The sequence below is a fragment of the Sutterella parvirubra YIT 11816 genome (assembly GCF_000250875.1).
In the GTDB taxonomy this organism is placed as follows: Bacteria; Pseudomonadota; Gammaproteobacteria; order Burkholderiales; family Burkholderiaceae_F; genus Sutterella; species Sutterella parvirubra.
On record NZ_JH604945.1, the window covers coordinates 1 to 18,352 of the forward strand.

Consider the following 18,352-nt stretch of genomic DNA (forward strand, 5'->3'; position numbering starts at 1 on the left):
ACGACGCTCAAGCGCCGTCCCCGTTTGTTTTCCCGCTCACCCTGCTCATCCCGCCTCTTCCAGCCTCCCCCGAGCTTCTCCGCCCCGATCTTTCCCGAACGCGAACCCCGGTTTCTTCTCCATTTTTGACCGGACGGCTTCCGACCCGCTAGGATTCACGGACCGTCGGCCGACGCCGACCCGTCGGCCCGGCCGCCTCATCCCCCATACTAGGAGACACACCCATGACCACGTTCACGCATGCCGACAAGCTCGATGCCGCGCTCGCCCCGATCGCCGAAGAGCTGGTCGCCTTCCGCCGCGACATCCATCAGCATCCTGAGCTCGGCTTTGAGACGGCCCGCACGATCGGGCTCGTCCGCGCGAAGCTCGAGGCCGCCGGCCTCGCGCCCGACACCGAGATCGTCAAGGGCGGTCTCGTCTGCCTGATCGAAGGGAACCGCCCGGGGAAGACCGTGGCGCTTCGCGCCGACGTCGACTGCCTCCCGATGACGGACTGCAGCACGACCGATTGGAAGAGCCGGACGGAAGGGCTCGCGCACGCCTGCGGCCATGACGGCCACACGACGTGGTTGACGGCCGCCGGCCTCGCCTTGGCCGCCGACCGCGACTTCCCCGGCCGCGTGCTGCTCATCTTCCAGCCCAACGAAGAAGGCGGCACGGGCGCGCGCGCCGTGATCGACGCGGGCGTTCTCACCAAGTACGACGTCGCCGAAATCTTCGGCGCGCACACGGAGCCGCTGTTGCCGAAGGGCACCTACGGCTTCCGCGTCGGGCCGCTTCAGGCTTCGGCCGACCTCTGGTACGCGACCTTGACCGGCAAGGGCACCCACGGCGGTCGTCCGCACCTCGGGATCGACCCGATCCCGGTCGCCGCCCAGATCGTGAACGCCCTTCAGACGATCGTCTCCCGCAAGGTCGACCCCATCGACACCGCCGTCGTCTCCTGCTGCTCGATCACCGCCGGCCGCTACGAAACCCCCAACGTCATCCCGCACGAAGCGAAGCTCTCGGGCACGGTGCGCACCTTCATGCCGCAGACGAGGAAGGACGTCGAACACCACATGCGCGCGATGATCACGGGGATCGCCGAAGCGAACGGCCTCACCGCCGAGATCACCTACAAGGCCCTCATTCCCGCCGTCATCAACGCGAAGGAACCGGCGGAATCCGCCATGGCCTGCGCGCGTGAACGCTTCGGAGCGGAATCCGTCACCGAAATGAAGCCGATGATGAGCTCGGAAGACTTCGCCGAGTACCTGCAGTTGATCCCCGGCGCCATCATGCGCGTCGGCATCCGCGACGACGAACACACCGTGTCGCTCCACCACCAGGCCTTCGACTTCAACGACGAAGTGCTCCCCGCCACGGGGACGCTCCTCGCCGCGATGGCGAAGAAGCGCCTCGCCGAGCTCGCCTGATCGACTGATCGCTGAGTCCCGAGGTTCCGGGCGGCCGACGCCGCACCGAACCCCGGCACCGGAAGGCCGCCGTCCCCCATGTGGGGGCCGCGGCCTTCTTCATTCATATCGTCACGCCCGCTGCCCTCAGGCCGCCTTCCCTGCCCTCCTTTGCGCCGTCTCTGCGACATGCCATCGACACCAATCCGGGCGGGGACGCGGTCTTCCGCGCCCCCGAGCGCCGCCCCGGCGTGAGGCATCCGTGAAGCCCGCGTGAAATTGATCCGCCTGCCCGAACACCCCGACGGATCCGGCTGAACGCCGGTACTGCGAACACCTTAGAACGCCCAATCCTGAGCGTTTGACTCGGGTTTTCGAGTGTCGCATCGGCCACTGTTAAGCGCCCCTTCCCTTTTGACGGAAATCAACCAAAAAGACGCCCTCTATGGACGTTTTCAGCCCTCGCAATGGCCGACCCATATCCCTCAATCGGTTGAAATTCAAAGGAACCGCGCGCATCGGGCGGCGAAAAGAAGCCTTTTATTTACGATTCTTGACGTCCGCTGAAGTTTGCCACATGAGAATCGTTCTTGTTAACATTCCGCTCACGTGTCGTCTTCGGACGGTACCCGACTCCCTCACAGAAAGGATCTTCGGCGTCTTAAAAAGACCGATAGACAACAATGCAGTTAAAAGACTTCCCCGTCGGCTCCAAGGGCCGCATCTCCGGCTACACGAACGAGCACCCCGAGTTCCGCCGCCGTCTGCTCGTGTTGGGCGCGACGCCCGGCACCCCCTTTGAGGTCGTGCGCATCGCCCCGTTGGGCGACCCCATCGAAATCCGCGTGCGCGGCAGCTTCATCAGCGTGCGCCGCGACGAAGCGGCCCTGATGAAGGTCGACCGCATCTGATCACGTTTTTGAAGGACAAGAACATGGCAGCACAGCACACGGTCAGCGTGGTCGGCAACCCGAACTGCGGCAAAACGACCCTCTTCAACGCGTTGACGGGTTCGCGTCAGCGCGTGGGCAACTGGCCCGGCGTCACGGTCGACAAGAAGACCGGCGAATTCAAGCTCGAAGGCAACACCGTCGAGCTCGTTGACCTTCCGGGCATCTACTCGCTCATTCCGGGCCACACGTCGTCCGAAGACGAACGCATCGCCCGCGACTACATCCTCTCGAACGCCTCCGACGTCGTGATCAACATCGTCGACGCGGCGAACCTCGAGCGCAATCTCTTCCTCACCACGCAGGTCGCCGACATGGGCGTCCCGATGGTGGTCGTCCTCAACATGGTGGACATCGCCCGCCAGCACGGCCTCAACATCGACATGAAGGCCCTCTCCGAGCGCCTCAACTGCCCGGTGGTGGCGGTGACCGCCTCCACGGGCGAAGGCATCGAAGCGCTCCGCCAGACGCTCACGGCGTTCCTGAAGGCCCCGTCCATGACGAAGACCCTCGCGACGAAGCACGATCCGCGCGTCGCGAAGGCGGCCGCGGAAGTCGAAGAGATCCTCCGCGCCGACGGCATCGACCGGCCGCAGTGGACCGCGATGGAAGTGATCGAAAACGCGCCCGGCGTCGCCGAGCGTCTGGACGGCAAGACCGACCTGAACCGCTTGGGCAAGATCGTCGGCGAATTGAACGCCGCCTGCGACGACCAGGTCGACGTCCTCATCGCCTCCGCCCGCTACGACCTCGCGCACGACGTCGCGCAGACGGCGCTCAAAGGTGAAGGCCACAAGGTGACCTTGACCGAACGCATCGACCGCATCGTCCTCGACCGTTGGCTGGGCGTGCCGATCTTCCTGGGCGTCATGTACGTGATGTTCCTCTTCACGCAGAACGTCGGCGCCGCCTTCATCGACTTCTTCGACATTCTCGTGGGCGGCGTCCTGGTCGACGGCCTCTCCGAGGGGCTCTCCGCCATCGGCACCCCCGACTGGATCCGCGTCTTCCTCGCGAACGGCATCGGCGCCGGTCTTCAGACCGTGTCGACCTTCATTCCGGTGATCTTCTTCCTGTACCTCTTCCTCGCGGTGCTTGAAGACTCCGGCTACATGGCCCGCGCCGCCTTCGTCGTCGACCGCATGATGCGTGCGATCGGCCTTCCCGGCAAGGCCTTCGTGCCGCTCATCGTCGGCTTCGGCTGCAACGTGCCCGCCATCATGGCCGCCCGTACGATGGACCGCGCCTCGGACCGCATCATCACGGTCCTGATGGCTCCGTTCATGAGCTGCGGCGCCCGCCTCCCGGTGTACGTGCTCTTCGCGACCGCGTTCTTCCCGACGAACGGCCAGAACCTCGTCTTCGGCCTCTACATCATCGGGATCCTCGCCGCGATTCTGACGGGCTTCCTCCTCAAAGCCTCGGCCCTTCCGGGTGCCGCCGCCCCCTTCGTGATGGAAATTCCGCCGTACCACATCCCGACCGTGCGCGGCGTTCTGACCCGCACGTGGGAGCGCGTCTCCACCTTTACGCTCCGCGCCGGGAAGACGATCGTCGTGATCGTCGCGGCCCTCTCGATTCTCAACTCGCTGGGCACCGACGGCTCCTTCGGCAACGAAGACAGCGAACAGTCCGTCCTCTCGATGATGGGCCGCTCGATCTCGCCGGCTCTGGAACCGATGGGCGTCGAACGCGAAAACTGGCCTGCCGCCGTCGGCATCTTCACGGGCATCTTCGCGAAGGAAGCCGTGGTCGGGACGTTGAATTCCCTCTACGCCTCGGTCGCCGCGCAGCAGGAAGCCGCCGTCGCGGGTGACGAACCCGCCGCCGAAGAGGAAGCCGAAGAACCCTGGAGCTTCTCCGCGGTCCTCTCGGAAGCCGTCGGCACGACCGTCGACAACCTGACGGACCTCGGCAGCGCCATCCTCGACCCGATGGGCATCACCGTGGGCGACCTCTCGGACGAAGGCGCCGCCGCCGAAGAACAGGGCGTGACGACGACCACGATCGACACGATCCGCACGCTCTTCGGGACGAGCACCGCCGCGTTCGCGTACCTCCTGATGATTCTCCTCTACATGCCCTGCGTGGCGGCCGTTGCGGCGCTCGTGCGCGAAGCCGGCATGAAGTGGGCGGTCTTCGGGTGCGCCTGGACGACGGTCCTGGGCTACAGCGCCGCGGTGATCTTCTACCGCACGGTGCACTTCGCGGATGACCCGGCCTACGCCTGCACCGCGATCGGCATCTGCGCCGTCCTTTTGGTTGGTATGTTCTTCTGGATGAAGGCCGCGGCTCGCCGCGACGCCGACCGCGAAGGTCCGCGCCGCAAGGTGATCCCGATCATGTCGGTCCGCTAAGAGACCACGACCAACGAATCCCCTTGAACATCACTTCTCACGCCGCCGGGTGCGCCCGGCGGCGTTTTTTTCGTTGCGGACGGGACGTGGATGAGCCGCGACGACGGCATGAACGGAACAACCGTCGGACCATCGGGCGGACCATCACCCGGACAAACGGCCCGACCAAAAGGACCGACGTACCTTCCCGCCTTGTTGTAGGATTCGGCGAACACGCTCGTAAAAATCCCCTATTTCCCCAACTTTCTTCGATGACCCACCGGACCGTCTGCTGCATCGGGAACCCGAACTGCGGCAAAACCACGCTCTTCAACGCCCTGACCGGCTCGCACCAGGAGGTCGGCAACTGGCCCGGCGTCACCGTCGACAAGAAGGTCGGGTATTTCACGCACAAGGGGGTCGAGTACGCATTGGTCGACCTTCCCGGGATCTACTCCGCCGCCCCCGGCACCACCTCGGGGGAAGACGAACGCGTCGCGCGCGACTATCTTCTCACCGGCGAAGCCGAGGCCGTCATCAACATCATCGACGCCTCGAACTTGGAGAGAAACCTCTACCTCACGGCGCAGTTGATCGAAATGCGCCTCCCGGTGCTCGTGGTCGTCAACATGCTCGACATCGCGCGCCAGCAGAGAATCGAGATCAACCTCGAGACGCTCTCCGCAAAGCTCGGCTGCCCCGTGGTCGGGATCGTCGCCTCCCGCGAAGAAGGTTTGGAGAAGCTCAGAAACGCGATCTCGGCGTTTCTGAAGAACCCCACGGTGCCGCCCAACCGCGTCGAGCACCATCCGTCGGTCGCCCGCGCGATCCGCGACATCGAGGCGCAGCTCTCGGAGGCCGGGGTCGAACACCCCGAGTGGTACGCGGCGCAGTTCGTGGAAGAAGCACCGGGCCTCGAAGCGAAGCTTCCCCAGGTCGACTGCGCGCCGATGCGCGCCCGGGCGGAGGACCTTCAGAAGGAGCTCACCGGCACCGTCGACATCGAGGTCGCGACCGCCCGCTACGCCTTCGTCGAAGCGGCGGTCTCGCCCGCCGTCTCGCGGGCGGGGGAGGAAGGCCTCACGTTGTCGGAAAAAATCGACCGCGTCGTCCTTCACCGCGCGCTCGGGATCCCGATCTTCCTCCTCGTCATGTACGTGATGTTCCTCTTCACGCAGAACCTCGGGGCGGCCTTCATCGACTTCTTCGAGATTCTCGTGGGCGGGCTTCTGGTCGAAACGCTGGGGGATGGGATGCATGCGATGGGCTGTCCCGAATTCCTCACCGTGCTGATCGCGGACGGGATCGGGGGAGGCATCCGCACCGTCTCGACCTTCATTCCGGTCGTCTTCTTCCTCTACCTCTTCCTCGCGGTCCTCGAAGACTCGGGCTACATGGCGCGCGCGGCCTTCGTGATGGACCGCCTGATGCGGGGGCTCGGATTGCCGGGGAAGGCGTTCGTCCCGCTCATCGTCGGGTTCGGGTGCAACGTCCCCGCCGTCATGGCCGCCCGCACGATGGACCGCACGACGGACCGGATCATCACGACCTTGATGGCCCCCTTCATGAGCTGCGGGGCGAGGCTTCCGATCTACGTCCTCTTTGCGGCGGCGTTCTTCCCCACCACGGGCCAGAACCTCGTCTTCGGCCTCTACGTGGTCGGCATTCTCGGGGCGGTCGCAACCGGGTGGATGCTCAAAAAGACCGCGCTCCCCGGCGCCGCCACGCACTTCGTGATGGAGATTCCTCCGTACCACGTGCCGACCGTCCGCGGCGTCCTCACCCGCACGAAGGAGCGCGTCACGTCCTTTACGCTCCGCGCCGGTCAGACGATCGTCGTCATCGTCGCGGCGCTCACCTTCATGAACTCTTTGGGCACCGACGGCACCTTCGGGAACGACAACGCCGACCGCTCGGTCCTCTCCGCCGTCGGCCGCACGATCACGCCGGTTTTGGAACCTCTTGGCGTGCGCGAAGAGAACTGGCCCGCCGCCGTCGGGATCTTCACCGGGGTCTTCGCGAAGGAAGCCGTGATCGGGTCCTTGAATTCCCTCTACGCGGGCGAGGCCGACGCGGTTTCCGGCGCTTCGCGCCCGAGGGAGGACGAGTCGATCTTGGGGCTCTTCAAGGCGGCGGGGCGCTCCGTCGTCGAGAACCTCTCGGGGTTGGCCGAGACCTTCTCGGATCCTCTGGGGCTCACCGCCGCGGGTGACCCCGCGGCGGCGGAAGAGTTGGCGGACGCGGAGACGCTCACCGCCCTTCGCGCCCACTTCGGGAGCGCTTCGGCCGCGTTTGCGTACCTCCTGTTCGTTTTGCTCTACACACCCTGCTCCGCCACCATCGCCGCCATCCGCCGTGAGTTGGGCGCCGGTTGGACCTGGTTCGCCGCCGTCTGGAACACCGTGCTTGCCTACGCCGTCGCGGTCTCCTGGTACCAGTTCTCGAACTTCGCGGCGGACCCGGCGGGCGCGGTTTGGAAGAGCTTTGCCGCCTGGGCGTTGGTGGCGGCGGTCGTCGTGGTGCTGAAGCGCCGCAAGGCGGGGCGGCCGAAGGTGATTCCGATCCGGCCGGTCAACTGACGCGGCATCCGTCGATCCCGCGGGACACCGGAACCAGCCGGGACCACGCCGACGGAAACACCAACGGAAACGGCCCGGGGCATCCACGCCTTCGGGCCGTTCTTCTTGAAGATGGGTTTGGAACGGAGTCTTAACGGACGTCTTCCACCGCCCAACGGAGTACGCGCAGCGCCGCCTTCATGGGGAGGCGTTCGGCCGCGGCCGTACCCTCCCAAACCTTGAGCGCGCCGCGGGCGGCTTCCGCCACGTCCTTCGACCCGGAGGCGTAGAGCGCCATTGCGAGCGACTCCGTCATGCGGGCGGCCGCGGCTTCCACGGCTTCCGCGTCCGTGACGCCTTCCTTCTTCTCCGTCTTCTCTTCGCGCGTCACCGCAATCACCGCGTCGAGCGCAAAGGCGCGCACGGCGCGCAGGAGCACGGCGGCGGGGAGCACGCCCATGCCGGCGGGAAGCTTCGCTTCCACCCTGCGGCGGTTGCCTTCCGTCGAAATCGTGAGCGGCGCCGACTCGGTCGCCTTCAGGTCGATCGCAGTCGGAATCGAGAGCGCGAGGTGACCTGCCGCCTCCGCGGCGCGGAGCGCCTTCTTTTCCGGGAGCTTCGCCGCCCAGTCGCGGAACCAGCGGCGCAGTGCCTGCTGCGCCTGCGGCCCCACCGGCGCCTGCCCGAAGACCTGCTGACCGGCTTCGCTCCACTCGCGCATCACCCGCATGACGCGACCCACGGCGGCTTCGAAGGCCGGCTGGTCCAGCTCCGCCTCAAAGGTGAAGGTGACGGCGGCGGTGAGCTGCGGGCGCACGAGCTGCGCGTACCCGAAGGCCGGGCGCAGATCGGTGAAGTCCATCCCCTCGGGGCAGCCCTTCAGGACGGGCGCGCCGCGAAGCATCCCACGGAGCGCCTCGTCCAACGCCACGGGGCGCGGCGCGCGGCCCGCGCGCACGGCCTCGTAACTCATGATCGAATAGGACTTGGCGACCTCGCGGTGGCCGAAAAGCGCAATGAGTTCGCAGGTCGGATCGTCGACGCGGTGGGCGGGCTGCTGCATGGGGTGTGGTTCCGGAAGAAAAGTAGGCGTATGGCGGCGGGAAAGCGATCGGCAAGGATCAGCCTCAGGCCGAAACCCCGTATTTTACTGAGGGTGTGCGGTTTTTGCCCTTGGAAGATTCCAACGACATGCGGCGTATGTGACCGTTCGAAACCGACGGGGAACGGGTTCCGGAGAACCCGAAGGGGCGGCCTCAAAGCAAGGCGGCGGGACCGACGTCAGGAGAGCACCGTGAAGACCGCCAGCGCCGCGAAGAGCACCGCGGAGGAACGGTTCAGAATCAGCTGAACTTTGGGCCTGCGGAAGCGGTCCGCCAAAGACCCCGCGCCCCAGGCGACGGCCCCGAAGACGACCAGCGTCGCGCCCATGAAGGTGACGGCCTGGATGATCATCTGAATGACGAGCGCGGCGCCCTCCGTCCCCTCCCGCACGAACTGCGGGAAGAACGAGAGGAAGAAGATCTGCACCTTGGGGTTCGTGACGTTCATGATGACGCCGCGGCGCCAGAGGGCCATCCCGGAGAGCGAAACGGTCTGAGACGTCCCTTCCGAGACCGGATGGCGCCAGGCCATCACGGCGAGGTACGCGAGGTAGGCGGCGCCCACCAACTTGATCGCGGTGAAGAGCACGGGGCTCGCCGCGACGACGGCGGCCAGCCCCAGGGCGGCCGCGGCCGTCTGGAAGACGAGCCCGGTGATGAGCCCCAGAACGACGAACATCCCGGCCCTCGCGCCGTACGCCGCGGACTGCGCGAGGACGAAGAGGTTGTCGGGACCGGGCGCGGCCGCAAGAAGCAGGCTCGCCCCGAGGAACGCCGTCCAGAGACTCCATTCCATGGCTCAAAGCTCCGCAGAAGCGCCCTCAGTGCACGAAGAAGGGCTGGAGCGCCGTCACCGAGACGCCGTTCGGGCGCACGCGGAAGTTGGTGTTCGCAAAGCGCGCCCAGCGGCCGAGCACCCAGTTCATCATGAGGTTCGCGGAGGCGTTCGCGTTGAAGTCGGCGGGCAAGGCACCGGCCAGCACCGCGTCGCGGTAGGTCTGGCGGACCTGCGCCTCGATCGTGTCGATCAGCTTCATCATGCGCTCCATCAGCATCGGGTCTTCCTTCAACAGCACCTGACCCGTCATCACGCGGGTGAGCCCGGGGTTCGCGTCCGCGAAGTCGAGCAGGATCCCGGCCATGTACTGGATGCGCTGGATGGGACGCAGGTTCTGGTCCTCGCGGATCTTCGAGAAGAGCGTGAGGACGCTCGTCTCGACGAAAGCGATCAGCGCGTCGTACATCGCGCCCTTCGACGAGAAGCTGCGGTAGAGCGCCGCTTCCGAGAGACCGAGCTCGCGGGCGATCATCGCAGTCGTGATGCGGTCGCAGGAGGGGTTTTCAAGGAGCCGCGCCAGCGTCTGGAGGATGTCCGTGCGGTGGTCCTTCTTCTGGCGGGAGGGACGCGGACGGCGGATGATCGAAACGGGCTCGGCACCGGCGGCGACGGGTTCGACGTGCGCGGCGGCGTGCATGGGCTGTGTCATGAGAGGTCGACGAAGTTTTGTTCTTGAAAGGCTTCAAACTTTAGCGCATTTCCGCCGTTCGCGCCTCGGGGATCCGACCTGAGGGCTTCCCCTCCATCAGCCCGAACATAAGGTAAGCGGACACGTACTTTCCTTCCTTTTTTCGCTTCCTTTTCACGGCACTTCCGAGGGTTTGCCGAAAGGTTGGGGAGGCTTCGCGGATCATCTTCCTCAAGCCTCTCCGGCGTCCTCTTTTTCCGTCCGAAGCAACGGCCCGACAAATTCGACCGACAAAAACTCATCCGTTCGGCCGAAACCAATCGGCGCGATATGCGGAGGCTATCTTCCGGAGCTGCGTTCCGCCCACCGGCGACACGCTCCCGATCCGTCCGGCCAATCGAAAGCGCCTCCCGCAGGCCCCCCGCTAAGGAGAACCTCGCAAAGCCGGTCACCCGAAGCGGACTAGAATGGAGAGATATCCCCCGAATTCCTGCACGCCCGGCACCATGCTTGAAGCCCTCATCCATTCGCTCGAATGCGTCGCCATCCTCTCGGTGCTGGCCGCCGTCGGCTACTTCACCGCGAAGCTCAATTGGTACGACGCCGCCGCGAGGAGCCTGATCGCAAGGCTCGTCACGTTCGTTTCGCTCCCCGCGTACCTCTACACGAGCGTGATGGAGGGCGTGACGCGCGAGGACCTGATCGGGTTCGCGGGGCCGATGGTGCTCCCGTTCGTCTCGATCTGGAGCTGCTTTCTCGTTTCCCGCATCGTCGTGCGCGCCGCGAAGATCGACCGGATGCACTCGGGGATCTTCAGCTCGGCCTTCACCGCGACGAACAACATGTTCATCGGGCTGCCCGTCTCGCTCGCGCTCTTCGGGACGGACTCCGTCGTACCGACGCTTCTCTACTTCTTCGCCAACACGACCTTCTTCTGGACGATGGGGAACTACCTCGAAGCCGTCGACGGCGCGGAGGCGACCCATGGACCGGTCGTGCCGGTCTTCTCGCTCACCACGCTGAAGCGCGTCTTCTCGCCTCCCCTGATCGGGTTCCTGGGCGCCATCGTCATGATTCTTCTCGGGCTCTCTTTGCCGGAGTGGCTCATGACCTCCGCCAAGTATCTCGCAGGCGTCTCCACGCCGATGGCGCTGATCTTCATCGGGATCATGATTCAGGCGATCGGGCTCAGGAACATCCGCATCAACAAGGACCTCGCCTGGGTCTTTGCGGGGCGCTTCCTGATTTGCCCCACGGTCTGCCTCGCGCTCTGCCTCGTCTGGCCCGACCTCGATCCGCTCTTCATGAAGGTCTACGTCATCCAGGCGGCGCTCCCCTGCATCACGCAGATCGCGGTGCTCGCCAAATTCCACCACGCCGACGTCAAGTTCGCGACGACGGCCGTCGCCTCCACCACGGTCTTCTCCGCGGCGACGCTCCCGGTGTGGATGATCCTCATGACGGCCGTCATCTGACCGGGGCCGATTCCCTCCGCGGATTCCGACCGCATCCTGATCCTCTCAGGGCGCTTCTCCGAAGCGCCCGGTAACCGCGCCCGTCACTTTGACCGCCGCATTTTTGCCGCGTACCGTACGAACGCTTGAATTTCAGGCCTCTTCACCCGAAGAGGCCGTACCGGTCCGCAAAAACCGACGTAAAACTTCTGCCACATCGGTCGCGAATTGTGTCCCGGAACTGTCCACTTCCCCGTTCGCCGAAACAGATCGCAACGGGCGGTTGCATCCTTTCATTCGTCGACCGAAGCGCCCCGGTAACCTTGGTCACGTGTTCACAGCAAACGGCCCGAAGGAGGTCATCATGCTCTTCAAGAAAACTCAGAAAGCCGCTCTTTCCGCCGTCGCGCTCTCCGTGCTCCTGATGACGGCCCTCGCCGGCTGCCAGAAGACGGAAGCCCCCGCCGAGCCCGCCGCTCAGCCGCCCGCTCAGGAAGCGCCGGCCCCTGAACAGGCTCCGGCCCCGGCCGCTCCGGAAGCGCAGGCCCCGGCTGCTGAAGCGCCGGCTCCTGAAGCGCCCGCCGCGGAAGCCCCGGCGCCCGCCGAACAGCCGAAGCCGTAACATCGGCACAGGCACCGAATTCCGGCGCACGCGCTCTGTTGAGGGACGCGCGTGCGCCGACCAAAACTTCCTCTCTCACCGAAAGGACGGACCGCCAACGCGGCGCCGTCCTTTCGGCGTTTCGGGGGCGTGGTCTTGGGTGGTCCCGTGAAGGAGGAAGACCACCCGAGCCCCGTCAATGCGGGAACTTCTCCCGCATGAGCATGTCGACCTCGCCGCCCCGGATCGCCTGGACTCGGCGCTCAGGTCAGCGATTGATCAGCGTTTGATCAGTGATGCGCCGTGTAGTGGAGCGTCCGGAGTTCGAGCCCCGCGAGCACCGATTCCGACCGGTCGGGCTTCCCGCCCGGCTTCGTCGGGAGCGCATCCACCCAGGCGATGCGGCGGGGCGACTTGTGGGACGCGAGGATGGGCTTCAGCCCCTCGACCACCGCGTCGTCCGGAAGCGGCCCGGCTTCGGCGACGAGGAGCGCCGTCACGACCTCGCCCCACACCGGATCCGTCATCCCGAGCACCAACGCCTGGCGCACGCCCGGGAGGCTCTCCAAGGCGGCCTCCACCTCGACCGGCGCGACGTTCATGCCGCCAGACAGGATGAGGTCCGAGCGGCGGGCTTCGACGTGGAGGTTCCCGTCCTCGTCGAAGCGCCCGAGGTCCCCGGTGTCGAACCAGTCGTCGGGGTCCAAGGGCTTCTCGCCCCAGTACCCGCTCATCCTCATGGGCCCGCGCACGAGGATGCGCCCGTCCACCACCCGGATCTCCGCGTCGCGGTTGGGGCGCCCGCTTCCCACGGCGTGGAAGCGCTCCGCGAAGGGCGTCACCGCGACGTTGCTCGCCGTCTCCGTCATCCCGTAGGTGGTGACGACGGGGATCCCGCGGCCGCGGGCTTTTTGGAGGAGCGTCGGACTCGCCGACGCCCCGCCCACGAGCATGGCCCTCAGGCACGCGGGCACGGGCGCGCCCGGGTCGGCTTCAAGGATCCGCACCAGCATCGTCGGGACGACGCTCGTGAGGCTCACGCCTTCCTCACCGATCCGGTCCAGGAAGCCCTTCGGGTCGAACTTCCCCGCGACCGACACCGCCGAGCGCGCAAGAAGCGAGCGCGTCAAGACCGAGAAGCCCCCGATGCGCGCGGGCGAAATCGGCATCTGCCAGAGGTCGCCCCGGCCCAAGGGCAGGTTCGCGGCCGAAGAAAGCGCGCTCGCCAAAAGGGCTTGGCGCGTCAAGACCGCGGGCTTGGGCCGCCCCGAGGTCCCCGACGTGAAGACCACCACCGCGGCTTCGTCCGGCAAGGGCGAGCGCACCGCCTCGGCCTTCGCGAGAAGGTCTCCGAGCTCGGTTTGCGTGAGCGCCGGGTGGAGGAGCATCAGCGGGATCCCGGCCTCCAACGCGGCGTAGAGCGTGACCAACGACTCCGGCGTCGTCTTCGCCAGGTGCGGGAGCGGACGGCCGGGTTCGGGGCGCGGAAGCGTTTTGAGGCAGTCCTCCACCCGGGCGGCGAGCTCCGCGAAGGTCCAGGCGGAGCCGTCCGGGAACCGGAGCGCCGTCCCGCCCGGCTCGTCCTCCGCGGCGCAGAGGATGGAAAAGGCCGTGCGGGCGTCGTCGGCGCGGTGACGGACGTGGTGCGGCATGATGCGTGGGCTCCGGGTGGATGAAGGACGGTCGGGGGAATCAGAGCCTCAACAAGAGGCTCTGCTTACGGGAGGCGCTTGAACTTCGTGAAGTCCGGGCGGCGCTTCTCGAGGAAGGCGTTCTTGCCTTCGCGGCCTTCGTCGGTCATGTAGTAGAGGAGCGTCGCGTTCCCGGCCAGCTCCTGCAGACCCGACTGACCGTCGCAGTCGGCATTGAGCGCAGCCTTCAGGCAGCGGATCGCCAAGGGCGAGTTCGCCAAAATCTCGCGGCACCACTGCACCGTTTCGGCTTCGAGGTCCTCCAAAGGCACCACCGTGTTGACGAGGCCCATCTCGAGCGCTTCCTTCGCATCGTAGAAGCGGCAGAGGAACCAGATTTCGCGCGCCTTCTTCTGGCCCACGATGCGGGCCATGTAGGAAGCGCCCCAACCGCCGTCGAAGGACCCCACGCGCGGGCCCGTCTGACCGAACTTCGCGTTTTCCGCGGCGATCGTGAGGTCGCACATCATGTGAAGCACATGCCCGCCCCCGACGCACCACCCCGCCACCATCGCGATGACGGGCTTCGGGCACGTGCGGATCTGGCGTTGGAAGTCGAGGACGTTCAGGCGCGGCACGCCGTCCTGACCGACGTAGCCGCCGGTGCCGCGAACCTTCTGGTCGCCCCCGGAGCAGAACGCGAGCTCGCCCGCCCCGGTCAGAATCACCACGCCCACGTCTTCGTCGTCGCGGGCGTCGGCCAACGCGGCCTCCATGTCGCGGACGGTCTGCGGGCGGAAGGCGTTCCGCACTTCAGGGCGGTTGATCGTGATCTTCGCGATCCCTTCGGCCTTCTCGTAGATGATGTCGGTAAATTCGCCCGCCTTCTTCCACTCGGGGATGCGGGGGAGGTTGGAGGTGTCCAGCATCGGCTGCATCGAAAAATCTCCTTGGGGCTTCCCGGGCGGCCGCCCCGTCTTCTTGAGGGGGTTGCTCCGCGCCCTGGGGGAAGCGTCGTTTGAAACTGTTCATCGGGGTCCCAACGGACCCGAAGCCCGGAGGACGCGTCAGCGCGTCCGGCCGGGCTTCTTTTCAGGGTTAACGCGAAGTTTGCCCGATCCGCCGTCCCAAGACAAGAGGGCGCTGCGGCGGGATCAGACCGACTTCAGGCGGGTTGTGTTCGGCTTACGCCTTCGCCTTTTCCGCCCGGATGGTCTTCACGAGCGAAGCCCACTTCGGGGCTTCGCGTTCGATGAAGGCGCGGAAGTCTTCGGGCGTGCCGGGCTTCACGACGGCGCCGCGGGCCGCGAGGCGCTTCGCGACGGCTTCGTCCTTCAAGGCGGCCTGGAGCGCCGCGTTGAAGGCCTTCACGGTCTTCTCGGGCGTCCCCTTCGGGAGCACGAACCCGTCCCAAGCCGACAAGAGGAACCCGTCGATCCCGGCTTCCTGAAGGGTCGGTACGTTGGGCGCGGAAGGGAGGCGCTCCGCGGTCGTGACGCCCAAGGGCACGAGCTTCCCGGCTTCGACGTGGGGAATGGCGTTCGGGGCCACGTCGATCATCAAAGGAATGCGACCCGAAAGGACGTCCAGCATCGCCGCGGCGCCGCCGCGGTACGGGATGTGCTGGAGCACCGTCCCCGTGCGCTCCGCGAAGTAGAGGCCGGCCAAGTGCGAGGTCGTGCCGTTCCCGGAGGACGCAAAGTCCACCTTCCCCGGGTTCGCCTTCGCGTAGGCGAGAAGGGACTTCAGGTCCGTGACGCCCGGAATGGCGTTGGGGTTCAGAACCGCCGTCAGGCCGATTTCGGTCGAGAGGCCCACGGGGACGAGGTCCTTCATCGGATCGAACCCCATCTCGTCATAGAGGTGGGCGTTCACGCACATGATGCCGTTCGTGACGTAGCCCAGAGTCATGCCGTCGGGCTTCGCGACCGCGACCTGACGGGTGCCGACGTTCCCGCCCGCGCCCGGACGGTTGTCGACCACGAACTTCGCGCCGTAGGCCTTTGAGAAGAGCTGCTCGACGGAGCGCGCGAGCACGTCGCCGCCGCCGCCCGCAGGGAACGGCACGACGAGGCGGACGGTTTCCGAGCGCGCGAGCGCGGGACCGGCGGCGAGAACCGCGGAAAGGGCGAACGAACCTTCGAGGAAGGCGCGGCGGGAGAAGGACGGCATGGCGTACTCCGGCAAAAGCTTGGGGCGCCCCGCATCTGCGGCGGGGCGCGGTGAGTTTGAAACGGGGTGACGGGAGCCTGTTCCGATGTTCCGATGTTCCGATGTTCCGAAATTCCGAAATGCCCGGAATTCCGACAAGGATGCGGGCGTTCATCACGCCCCGGGGGCCCCGTCAGCGAAAGGCGTCTTCCGACCCGGCCGGTAAAACCGTACCGAGGAGTACCTTTCGCGCGCAGGCGCATTCTAAACCGCTTCCGGGCCAAATGCGTACCGTGCGTTACATTCGATTGAATTCAAGGCCCCTCCTCCACCCGCTCCGGCGTCCCCCACCCTCTCCTTTCCCCCTCCTTCACCCTTCCACCCCGTCACCCACATTCGCGACGAATCGCGAACGTCGAACAGCCACCGCAACCCGACGGCCGCCGTCTTCATGAAAATCAGTACCCTCACCCTCCGCCGACGCCTATTCCTCCGATAGAAATCACCCGAAACCGGCCGGGAACCACGAATTCATCGGAACTAGTCCGACGGACGGGCGTCTCCTCCTTTTGGGGTATGACGTTCTCATGAATCCGCGAACGTCAAAGTATCCGCCCGCCGAAGGCTCCGGAAACGCCCGGAGCCGCACCTCGTCTTCTACGGGTTAACCCGAAAAGATATCTTCTATTAGGCACCTCTACCCTGTCGGCAAAGCTCTATCGGAGCACCGACCATTTCCCATTTCCAGGAGAGCCACATGTTGGGCCTTTATCCTGTTTGGTACGAACCGAACATCGGGAGCGGCTGGGTCATCGGCTTCATCGCCACGATCCACGTCCTCTTCTCGCACGCGTCCGTGGGCGGCGCCATCCTCTTCGGGTGGCTCGCGAACCGCGCCGTGCGGAAGAACCATCCCGAGTACATCGACTTCATCCGCCGCTACGGCCTCTTCCTTCTCGTCTTCAGCTACGTGCTGGGCTCAATCACCGGCCCCGGCATCTGGTTTTCCGCGACCATCGCGAACCCGAAGGGGATCTCCGCGCTCATCCACTCCTTCGTCTGGATGTGGGCGACCGAGTGGGTCTTCTTCGTGATCGAGGTGATCGGGATCTACCTCCTCATCTACCTCGCCGGGCGCGTCGACGCGAAGACGCACACGCGGCTCTCGATGATCTTCGCGTTGGCGTCGGTCGCGACGCTTCTCGTCATCACCGGGATCCTCAGCTTCATGCTGATGCCGGGTTCGCCCGACTGGCACCAGACGGGCGGCGTCCTCACCGCCTTCTTCGGCCCCAACACCTTCGCCCAAGTTGCGCTCCGCATCGCCTTCATGCTGACGATCACGGGCGTCGTGGGCGGCATCGTCGCGGCGAAGATCGAAGACCCCGCCGAGAAATCGCACATCGCGCGCGTGCTCTCCGCCGTGGGCTTGATCGGCGTCGCCGGGACCTTCCTCGCCGGGCGGTGGTACTTCCAGACGCTGCCGCTCTCCGCCCTCGAGACGCTCACGCTGCGTTCGCCCTCCACGTTCTCCACGATGGTCGCCGCGGCGGTCGGGCTCTCGGTGCTCTGGTTCCTCCTCTCGGCCGCGAAGCCCGGCGTCCTCAAGGTCTGGACCGCCTCCTTCATGACGGTCGCGATCCTGGTGCTGGGCTTGGCGCCTGAAGAAACCGCCCGCGAAATCATGCGCAAACCCTGGATCGCCGGGACCTATGTCTACGCGAACCAGACGATCGGCCGCGACGTGCCCGCGCTCGGGATCAAGTCGGATCTCCCCCTCATGGAAGAAAAGGGCGTGCTCGCCACGCACCCCTTCATTCCGGAGGCGCTCCGCAACCCGACCGACGCCGACCGCACGGAAGCGGGGCGCGTCCTCGCCCTGACGCTCTGCGCCAACTGCCACTCACTCTCCGACTCCGGGATCCGGCCGTTGAAGCGCTACTTCCCGGCCGAAGCCGACAAGGAAGCCGTGAAGCGCTATCTGGGCGCGGGGCTCCACCGTGGGCTGACGAGCTACATGCCCGCGATTCCGCTCCCTGACCTCGACCGCGACGCGCTCGCGCAGTACATCGCGGAACTCACCCGCAGCGCCGACGCCGCCTCGAACGACTCCGACACGCAGGAGGCCGCACGATGAACACGAACCTCTTCCTCTCCCTCATGGACCCCGCGGGCGCGCCCGCGCACCCCGTGCTCTTTTTGGTCCTCGGCGTCGTCACCTTCGCGCTTCACATCACGGCGGTGAACGTGATGCTGGGCTCGCTCGGGCTCGCGATCGGGGGGACGCTTTCCAAAAACGCCTACTGGCAGCGCCTCGGCGCCGTCATGGGCGGCACGGCCAAGGTGGCGGTCGCCGTCGCGGTCGTCCTGGGCGTGGCTCCCTTGCTTTTCGTGCAGGTGATCTACGACCCCTTCTGGTACGTCTCCAACGTACTCTCGGCCCGCTGGGTGCTGGCGTTCCTCGTCATCCTCTGCGCCGCGTACCTCGCGATGCACCGTTGGTACGCCGTCAGGAACCGCGTGTGGCTTTGGGTCGCGATGATCCTGTTCTTTCACTGCGCGCTCATCATGCACGCGCTCGCGAACGAGATGCTCTCGTCCGCCGACTGGATGAACTGGTACGCGCCCGACGGGGTCATTACGCCGAACGGCGCCAACCTCAAAGCCGTCTCCTCACTCCTGTCCAAATTGAAATGTGGTAC

At 66.0% G+C, this 18,352-nt stretch carries 13 protein-coding genes and 1 pseudogene; 8 read left to right on the plus strand and 6 right to left on the minus strand.

What is annotated here, in order from left to right; all coding sequences use genetic code 11:
• Positions 1-224 precede the first annotated feature (224 nt).
• The 4 genes from HMPREF9440_RS04550 to feoB (HMPREF9440_RS04565) all read left to right on the plus strand — a co-directional run bounded on the left by HMPREF9440_RS04550 (position 225) and on the right by feoB (HMPREF9440_RS04565) (position 7,265).
• The gene (locus tag HMPREF9440_RS04550; RefSeq protein WP_008541917.1) at positions 225-1,421 is read left to right on the plus strand and encodes a M20 metallopeptidase family protein; all 1,197 of its coding nucleotides are present in this window, start codon (positions 225-227) and stop codon (positions 1,419-1,421) included.
• A gap of 662 nt (positions 1,422-2,083) precedes the next feature.
• Complete coding sequence (locus HMPREF9440_RS04555) at positions 2,084-2,311, plus strand: FeoA family protein (protein ID WP_008541920.1); 228 nt, start codon at positions 2,084-2,086, stop codon at positions 2,309-2,311.
• A 23-nt stretch (positions 2,312-2,334) separates the two neighbouring features.
• A complete protein-coding gene (gene feoB, locus HMPREF9440_RS04560; RefSeq protein ID WP_040763613.1) occupies positions 2,335-4,707 on the plus strand; it encodes a Fe(2+) transporter permease subunit FeoB in 2,373 nt (790 codons plus the stop codon).
• Positions 4,708-4,958: 251 nt separating this feature from the next.
• On the plus strand, positions 4,959-7,265 hold the full coding sequence (gene feoB, locus HMPREF9440_RS04565) for a Fe(2+) transporter permease subunit FeoB (RefSeq protein ID WP_008541922.1): 2,307 nt from the start codon (positions 4,959-4,961) through the stop codon (positions 7,263-7,265).
• Positions 7,266-7,395: 130 nt separating this feature from the next.
• Here feoB (HMPREF9440_RS04565) and HMPREF9440_RS04570 read toward each other — a convergent pair whose 3' ends face one another.
• From HMPREF9440_RS04570 to slmA, 3 genes are all read right to left on the minus strand, one after another.
• Positions 7,396-8,307 carry a hypothetical protein gene (locus HMPREF9440_RS04570; protein WP_008541923.1) on the minus strand — a complete coding sequence of 304 codons (912 nt, stop codon included), beginning with the start codon at positions 8,305-8,307 and terminating at the stop codon, positions 7,396-7,398.
• Between the two features lie 218 nt (positions 8,308-8,525).
• Entirely contained in the window at positions 8,526-9,143 is a 618-nt protein-coding gene (locus tag HMPREF9440_RS04575) for a LysE family translocator (protein ID WP_008541925.1), read from the minus strand.
• A gap of 25 nt (positions 9,144-9,168) precedes the next feature.
• A complete protein-coding gene (slmA, locus tag HMPREF9440_RS04580; RefSeq protein ID WP_008541929.1) occupies positions 9,169-9,834 on the minus strand; it encodes a nucleoid occlusion factor SlmA in 666 nt (221 codons plus the stop codon).
• A 446-nt stretch (positions 9,835-10,280) separates the two neighbouring features.
• On the opposite strand from slmA, the gene HMPREF9440_RS04585 reads away from it, so the two are divergent.
• Positions 10,281-11,288: an AEC family transporter gene (locus HMPREF9440_RS04585; protein ID WP_245523568.1), complete on the plus strand. Its 1,008-nt coding sequence runs from the start codon at positions 10,281-10,283 to the stop codon at positions 11,286-11,288.
• A gap of 343 nt (positions 11,289-11,631) precedes the next feature.
• Positions 11,632-11,889 (plus strand): hypothetical protein, encoded by a 258-nt coding sequence (locus tag HMPREF9440_RS04590; RefSeq protein ID WP_040763617.1) that lies wholly within the window; start codon positions 11,632-11,634, stop codon positions 11,887-11,889.
• Positions 11,890-12,158: 269 nt separating this feature from the next.
• Here the strand turns inward: HMPREF9440_RS04590 and HMPREF9440_RS04595 are convergent, their stop codons facing one another.
• The 3 genes from HMPREF9440_RS04595 to HMPREF9440_RS04605 form a co-directional block, all read right to left on the minus strand.
• A complete protein-coding gene (locus HMPREF9440_RS04595) occupies positions 12,159-13,520 on the minus strand; it encodes a class I adenylate-forming enzyme family protein (RefSeq protein ID WP_008541936.1) in 1,362 nt (453 codons plus the stop codon).
• Positions 13,521-13,585: 65 nt separating this feature from the next.
• Positions 13,586-14,437: a 1,4-dihydroxy-2-naphthoyl-CoA synthase gene (gene menB, locus HMPREF9440_RS04600; protein ID WP_008541938.1), complete on the minus strand. Its 852-nt coding sequence runs from the start codon at positions 14,435-14,437 to the stop codon at positions 13,586-13,588.
• 247 nt (positions 14,438-14,684) lie between these two features.
• Entirely contained in the window at positions 14,685-15,671 is a 987-nt protein-coding gene (locus HMPREF9440_RS04605; RefSeq protein ID WP_008541939.1) for a Bug family tripartite tricarboxylate transporter substrate binding protein, read from the minus strand.
• Positions 15,672-16,407: 736 nt separating this feature from the next.
• Between HMPREF9440_RS04605 and HMPREF9440_RS04610 the strand changes: the two genes are divergently transcribed.
• Together HMPREF9440_RS04610 and HMPREF9440_RS04615 are read left to right on the plus strand one after the other, a co-directional pair.
• On the plus strand, positions 16,408-17,787 hold the full coding sequence (locus tag HMPREF9440_RS04610) for a c-type cytochrome (RefSeq protein ID WP_008541940.1): 1,380 nt from the start codon (positions 16,408-16,410) through the stop codon (positions 17,785-17,787).
• Positions 17,784-18,352 (plus strand): annotated as a pseudogene (locus HMPREF9440_RS04615) (hypothetical protein); the annotation flags it as partial. The gene HMPREF9440_RS04610 and the pseudogene HMPREF9440_RS04615, both read left to right, overlap by 4 nt.